4 protein-coding genes are annotated in these 6,722 nt (G+C 74.4%); 3 read left to right on the forward strand and 1 reads right to left on the reverse strand.

The window, feature by feature from the left end; all coding sequences use genetic code 11:
- The first annotated feature begins 60 nt into the window (after positions 1 to 60).
- On the forward strand, positions 61 to 1,710 hold the full coding sequence (locus tag ACFOSY_RS31665; RefSeq protein WP_394313594.1) for a M4 family metallopeptidase: 1,650 nt from the start codon (positions 61 to 63) through the stop codon (positions 1,708 to 1,710).
- Positions 1,711 to 1,762: 52 nt separating this feature from the next.
- A complete protein-coding gene (locus tag ACFOSY_RS31670) occupies positions 1,763 to 2,284 on the forward strand; it encodes a DUF1990 domain-containing protein (protein WP_394313596.1) in 522 nt (173 codons plus the stop codon).
- Between the two features lie 341 nt (positions 2,285 to 2,625).
- Here the strand turns inward: ACFOSY_RS31670 and ACFOSY_RS31675 are convergent, their stop codons facing one another.
- Positions 2,626 to 5,244: a glycosyltransferase family 1 protein gene (locus ACFOSY_RS31675; protein WP_394313598.1), complete on the reverse strand. Its 2,619-nt coding sequence runs from the start codon at positions 5,242 to 5,244 to the stop codon at positions 2,626 to 2,628.
- A gap of 791 nt (positions 5,245 to 6,035) precedes the next feature.
- Between ACFOSY_RS31675 and ACFOSY_RS31680 the strand changes: the two genes are divergently transcribed.
- Positions 6,036 to 6,722: maltotransferase domain-containing protein (locus ACFOSY_RS31680; RefSeq protein ID WP_394313600.1), on the forward strand; the 687-nt coding region annotated here is incomplete at its 3' end.

Raw genomic sequence — 6,722 nt, forward strand, 5'->3', positions numbered from 1 at the left:
GCACCACCTGGACGGCCCCCCACCGTCCGCACCCCCCCACTCACCCCCGAGGAGCTTCGAGTGACTCCCCTCTACGCGCGTCGCCGTACCGCCCTGGCCGCCGCCACCGCGGTCGTGGCCGGCGCCCTGCTCACCACCGGACTGGCCACCGGCACCGCGACCGCAGGCTCCGCCCCCGCCGGCACGCCGGCCCTGGGCGGCGCCTCCGTGCCGCTGTCCGCCGCGGCCCGCACCTCCCTCATCCAGGAGCAGCAGGCCACGGCCGACGCGACCGCCGACGCGATAGGCCTCGGCGCCCAGGAGAAGCTGATCGTCAAGGACGTCGTGCGGGACGTCGACGGCACGGTCCACACCCGCTACGAGCGCACCTACGCCGGACTGCCCGTGCTCGGCGGCGACCTGGTCGTGCACCAGCCGGCGGACGGCGCCAGAACCGTCACCAAGGCCGTGCGGGCGGCCGTCGCGGTTCCCTCCGTGACGCCCAAGGTCGGCGCGGCCCAGGCCGAGGCGCAGGCCCTCGCCGCCGCCGGGAAGGCCGGCGCGGAGCGCGCCGAGGCCGGCTCCGCGCCCCGCCGGGTGATCTGGGCCGCCGAGGGCACGCCCGTCCTCGCCTACGAGACCGTCGTCGGCGGCCGCCAGGAGGACGGCACCCCGAACGAGCTGCACGTCGTCACCGACGCCACCACCGGCGAGAAGCTGCACGAGTGGCAGGCCGTGCACACCGGCACCGGCCGGAGCCTGTACTCCGGCACCGTCACCCTCGGCACGGTCAGGTCGGGCTCGACGTACCAGCTGAACGACACCTCGCGCGGCGGTCACAAGACCTACAACCTGGCGCGCTCCACCTCCGGCACCGGCACCCTGTTCACCGACGCCGACGACACCTGGGGCACCGGCACCGCCTCCAGCTCCTCGAGCGACCAGACCGCGGCCGTGGACGCCGCCTACGGCGCCCAGATCACCTGGGACTTCTACAAGAACACCTTCGGGCGCAACGGCATCAGGAACGACGGCAGGGCCGCCTACTCCCGCGTCCACTACGGCAGCAACTACGTCAACGCCTTCTGGCAGGACAGCTGCTTCTGCATGACCTACGGCGACGGCACGGGCAACGTCAACCCGCTGACCTCGCTGGACGTCGCCGGCCACGAGATGAGCCACGGCGTCACCGCCAACACCGCCGGCCTGCGCTACAGCGGCGAGTCCGGCGGCCTCAACGAGGCGACCAGCGACATCTTCGGCACCGGCGCGGAGTTCTACGCGGCCAACTCCGCCGACGCCGGCGACTACCTCATCGGCGAGAAGATCGACATCAACGGCGACGGCAGCCCGCTGCGGTACATGGACAAGCCGAGCAAGGACGGCGCGTCCCGGGACTACTGGTCCTCCAACCTCGGCTCGGTCGACGTGCACTACTCCTCGGGCCCGGCGAACCACTTCTTCTTCCTGCTGAGCGAGGGCAGCGGCGCCAGGACCGTCAACGGCGTGAGTTACAACTCGCCGACGTACGACGGCTCCACGGTCACCGGCATCGGCCGCGCGAAGGCGCTGCAGATCTGGTACAAGGCGCTGACCACGTACTTCACCTCGACGACCAACTACAAGGCGGCCCGCACCGGCACGCTGAGCGCGGCGTCGGCGCTGTACGGGTCGGGCAGCGCGGAGTACAGGGCGGTCGACGCGGCCTGGAAGGCGGTGAACGTCAGCTGAGGCCGACCGGTGCCGGCGGTGGCCGCGAGGCCACCGCCTAGGCTTGGGTCCCATGTCTTCGGCGGACTTCACCTACGACCACGTCGGCGCGAGCCGGGATCCCGACTACTGCCCTCCGGGTTTTCACCACCTGAGGGAGCGCACCCGGCTCGGCGAGGGCGAGAAGGTGTTCCGCCAGGCCGCGGACGCGCTGTTCGGCTGGGAGATGCACCGGGAGATGGGCGTCGGCGTCGACGCGTCCGCGGAGCGGGCGGCGTCCGACGTCGACGTGACCGTCACCCTGGCGGGGGTGGTGCGGGCGCCCTGCCGGGTGGTGTGGGCGGAGGAGGAGTACCGCCGGGCCGGCTGGGCGTACGGGACGCTGGCGGGGCATCCGGAGAGCGGGGAGGAGGCGTTCGTCGTCCACCGGACGGGGGACGGGACGGTGTGGCTGACCGTCTCGGCCTTCAGCAGGCCGGCCCGCTGGTACGCGCGGGCGGGCGGCCCGGCCACCCGAAGCCTCCAGCACGCTTACGCGCGCCGCTGCGGCAAGGTCCTACGCAGACTTGCGACCCGGGGGGTCTCGGACGCCTGACCGGCGCACGGGGGTGCCGGGGGCGGTCCGACGCCGGGTGCGGGCAGCACGGGGCCGATCACGCAGTTCCCCGCGCCCCTGAGGCGCCTGCCGCCTGCGGGCAGTCGTGCCGCTTGGGGCGGCACGGGTGGGCGCAGGCGGCACCCCCCAGCAGGCCTGCGTTCAACCCCGTACGGCCACCGGGGTGCCGGGAACTGTCGCACGCCGGGTGCAGGCCGCACGGGGCCGGTCGCGCAGTTCCCCGCGCCCCCGGCGGCCACCGAGGTGCCGAGAACTGTCGCACGCCGGGTGCGGGTCGTGCGGGGCTGGGGGCGCAGTTCCCCGCGCCCCTGACGGGCGCGTCAGCGCATGAGTAGGCCCGCTGCCTCCGCCACGTCCTCCGACGGGACCGCCACCAGGCCCAACTCCGCGCCCGACGCCAGCAGCCGATGGCTGGGAAGCACCCGGACGGTGTAGCCGAACGGACCCGTCCGGTCGAGGGACAGCGGGCCCTCGTAGACCCACTCACCCCCCGCCCCCGGCGCCCCCACCGGCTTCAACGGCACAGCCGCCGCATCCGTGATGCGATCCTCCTCGTCGACCCGCCCCGCGACCGCCTGCACCTCGACGTCCTCCGGCCGCAGACCCCCCAGCCCCACCCGCACCCGGAGGGCCAGCGTGCTGCCCAGTTCGGCGGTGGCCGAGGCCACGGACGTCTCGACGTGGTCGACGGTCACCCCGTGCCACGCCCCCCGCACCGTCGCCTTCCACTCCGCGAGCTCCCGGGCGGCATCGGCGTTCATCGCCCGGTGCGCGTGCGCGGCCGGCGTGTACAGCCGCTCCACGTACTCCCGCACCATGCGCCCGGCCAGCACCTTCGGCCCGAGCAGGCTCAGCGTCCGCCGGACCATCTCGATCCAGCGGTCCGGCAGCCCGCTGCGCCCGCGCTCGTAGAAGGCGCGGGTCACCCGCTGCTCCAGCAGGTCGTACAGCGCCGCGGCCTCTATGTCGTCGCGCCGGTCCGCGTCGGTTCCGACGCCGTCCGCCGTGGGGATCGCCCAGCCGAAGTCGGGCTGGAACCACTCGTCCCACCAGCCGTCCAGCACGGACAGGTTGAGGCCGCCGTTGAGCGCGGCCTTCATCCCGCTGGTGCCGCACGCCTCCAGCGGCCGCAGCGGGTTGTTCAGCCAGATGTCGCAGCCGGGGTACAGCTTCTGCGCCATCGCCATGCCGTAGTCGGGCAGGAACACGATCCGGTGCCGCACGCGCGGGTCGTCGGCGAAGCGGACCAGCTCCTGGATGAGCCGCTTGCCGCCGTCGTCGGCCGGGTGCGCCTTGCCCGCGACCACGATCTGCACCGGCCGGTCGGGGTGCAGCAGCAGGTCCATCAGCCGGTCCCGGTCGCGCAGCATCAGCGTCAGCCGCTTGTACGAGGGGACCCGCCGGGCGAAGCCGATGGTGAGCACGTCGGGGTCGAGCACGCCGTCGATCCAGCCCAGTTCGGCGGTCCCGGCGCCGCGCTGCCGCCAGGAGGCCCGCAGCCGTTCCCGCACCTCCAGCACCAGCAGTTCGCGCAGCGACCGGCGCAGCTCCCAGATGTCCTGGTCGGGGATGTCGGCGACGGAGTCCCAGCGGTCGGAGTCGCCGACGCTGAGCGCCTCCTCCGCGCGCTGGGTGCCGATCTGCCGGGCGCCGAGCCGGTACACCTCGGGGGCGACCCAGGTGGGCGCGTGCACCCCGTTGGTGACGGAGGTGATGGGCACCTCCTCGGGGTCGAACCCGGGCCACAGTCCGGCGAACATCTCCCGGCTGACCTGGCCGTGCAGCACGGAGACCCCGTTGGCCCGCTGCGCCAGGCGCAGGCCCATCACGGCCATGTTGAACAGGTTGGGCTCGCCGCCGGGGTAGGTCTCCATGCCGAGCCGCAGGATGCGGTCGACCTCCAGGCCGGGCAGCTCCGCGTGCGGCCCGAAGTGCCGGGCGACCAGTTCGCGGTCGAAGCGGTCGATGCCGGCCGGCACGGGCGTGTGCGTGGTGAACACGGTCCCGGCGCGCACCGCCTCCAGGGCCGCGTCGAAGTCGAGCCCCTCGGCGCGCAGCTCGGCCATCCGCTCCAGGCCGAGGAACCCGGCGTGCCCCTCGTTGGTGTGGAACACCTCCGGCGCCGCGTGCCCGGTGAGCCGGCAGTACGTGCGGACCGCGCGGACACCTCCTATGCCGAGGAGCATCTCCTGGAGCAGCCGGTGCTCGCTGCCGCCGCCGTAGAGCCGGTCGGTCACCCCGCGCTCGATGAGGTCGTTCTCCTCGATGTCGGAGTCGAGCAGCAGCAGCGGGATCCTGCCCACCTGGGCGACCCAGACGCGGGCGCGCAGGGAGCGGTCGCCGGGCAGGGCGAGGGTGATCTGGGCGGGGGCGCCGTCGGCCTCCTTGAGCTGGTCCAGGGGCAGCTCGTGCGGGTCGAGGACGGGGTAGTGCTCCTGCTGCCAGCCGTCCCGGGACAGGGACTGGCGGAAGTAGCCGTGCCGGTAGAGCAGGCCGACGCCGATCAGGGGGGCGCCGAGGTCGCTGGCGGCCTTGAGGTGGTCGCCGGCCAGGATGCCGAGCCCGCCGGAGTACTGCGGCAGGGCGGCGGTGATGCCGAACTCGGGGGAGAAGTAGGCGACGGCCGCGGGCAGCCGGCCGCTCTGCCGCTGGTACCAGCGGTCGCCGGTCATGTAGGTGTCCAGGTCGCCCGCGACCGCGGCGAGGCGGTCGAGAAAGTCGCGGTCGCCGGCCAGTTCGGCGAGCCGCTCGGTGGGCACGCTGCCCAGCAGGCGCACGGGGTCGCCGCCGGCCGCGGCCCAGCGTTCGGGGTCGACGGAGCGGAACAGGTCCCGGGTCCCGGCGTGCCAGGACCAGCGCAGATTGCGGGCCAGGTCGCTCAGCGGCCGGAGGGGTTCGGGGAGCACGGGTCGGACGGTGAATCGACGGATAGCCTTCACAAGCCACCTCGGCGCGTTCGTGAGAGACGCGGTGTGCGTCCGGGTATCGCAGCCGACAGTACCGGCGCGGAGACCGTCCGCGGGGGAAGCCGGAAGACACGGGTACCGCGCCTGCCCCGTCCAAACGATTCACCGCACAGTGGACATGGCCGATTCCGCCCCCATGTACGGCCTTGTCGTACTTCACTCCGCGCGTCGCGCCACCCCTCCCCGGCCCCTCCCGGACCCTGCCCGGACCCCTGACGTCCCGCGCGTCCCGGCCGGACGCCGGGCGGGGCAAGAAACCGGCCGTTTCCGCCGGCCGTCCGACCCGCACCCGGGTCACCCCCGGTGTTCCGTCCCCTCGCGCCCCTTCCGCCCCGCCTTCCCCAGCGGTCACATGCCGCCGTACGGGCAGGACGCGGGCGTGTCGCCGCACCCCGTGCCGGCGGAGGGCGGGGCGGGCGGCGGAGCCGCTGGTCACGGGGTGCGGCGGACGGCGTACCCACGGCGCGCGCACCCCGTCCGCTAGGAGGCCCGCGTGCGCGGGAGCGCCTCGCGTGCTTCAAGGCGCCCTCGCCCCCGCGCGCCGGTGGGAACGCGCCCAGGACGGGCGTCCTCCGGACCCGTCGGGTGCCGAAGGGCCCCGGCCGGTCTTGAGTGTCGACATACGCGTGAGTAGTTAACAAAGGGCCGGATTGCCCACCCGAACGGTGTGGGAAGGCTCCTGCGGGTACACCCCACTGAGACCCCGCAGGACCCACCTCCCCACAGTCATCCGCCCACCCTCGTTGACGCGGACAGGAGCGGTCATGCCCGCCAAGCACCATTCGTCGTCCCCCTCGTCCCGCTCGCCCCGGACACCGTCCGGCGCCCCACGCGGCAGGCCGGCCGCCGCCGGGCGCGCCCCGTCCGCCCCGGCCCCGTCCGCCCCGGCCACGCCCGCGGCACCGGCCCCTCCCGAGACCTCCGTGGGACGCATCCCCGTGCTGGACGTCCGGCCGCTGGTGCGCCAGGGCCGCCGGCCGGCGAAGGCGGTGGTGGGCGAGTCGTTCGAGGTGACGGCGACCGTGTTCCGGGAGGGGCACGACGCGGTGGCGGCCAACGTGGTGCTGCGGGACCCGGAGGGACGTCCGGGTCCGTTCACGCCGATGCGGGAGCTGGCGCCCGGCACGGACCGCTGGGGGGCGACCGTCACCCCGGCGGCGACGGGCCTGTGGACGTACGCGGTGGAGGCGTGGGGCGACCCGGTCACCACCTGGCGGCACCACGCGCAGATAAAGATCCCGGCGGGCATGGACACCGAGGTGGTGCTGGAGGAGGGGGCGCGGCTGCACGAGCGGGCGGCGGAGCAGGCGCCCGGCTCGGGTGACCGGGAGGTGCTGCGCGCGGCCGTGGACGCCCTGCGCGACACGGAGCGCCCGGCGCCGGCACGGCTGGCGGCGGCGCTGACGCCGGAGGTGGACGCGGTGCTGGCCAGGCATCCGCTGCGGGAGCTG

The sequence above is a fragment of the Streptomyces lusitanus genome (assembly GCF_042647945.1).
Taxonomy (GTDB): Bacteria; Actinomycetota; Actinomycetes; order Streptomycetales; family Streptomycetaceae; genus Streptomyces; species Streptomyces pseudogriseolus.

What these genes read in the sequence shown, in the direction of transcription:
- ACFOSY_RS31670 (WP_394313596.1), top strand. Translation starts at nt 1,763, where the DNA reads ATGTCTTCGGCGGACTTCACCTACGACCACGTCGGCGCGAGCCGGGAT.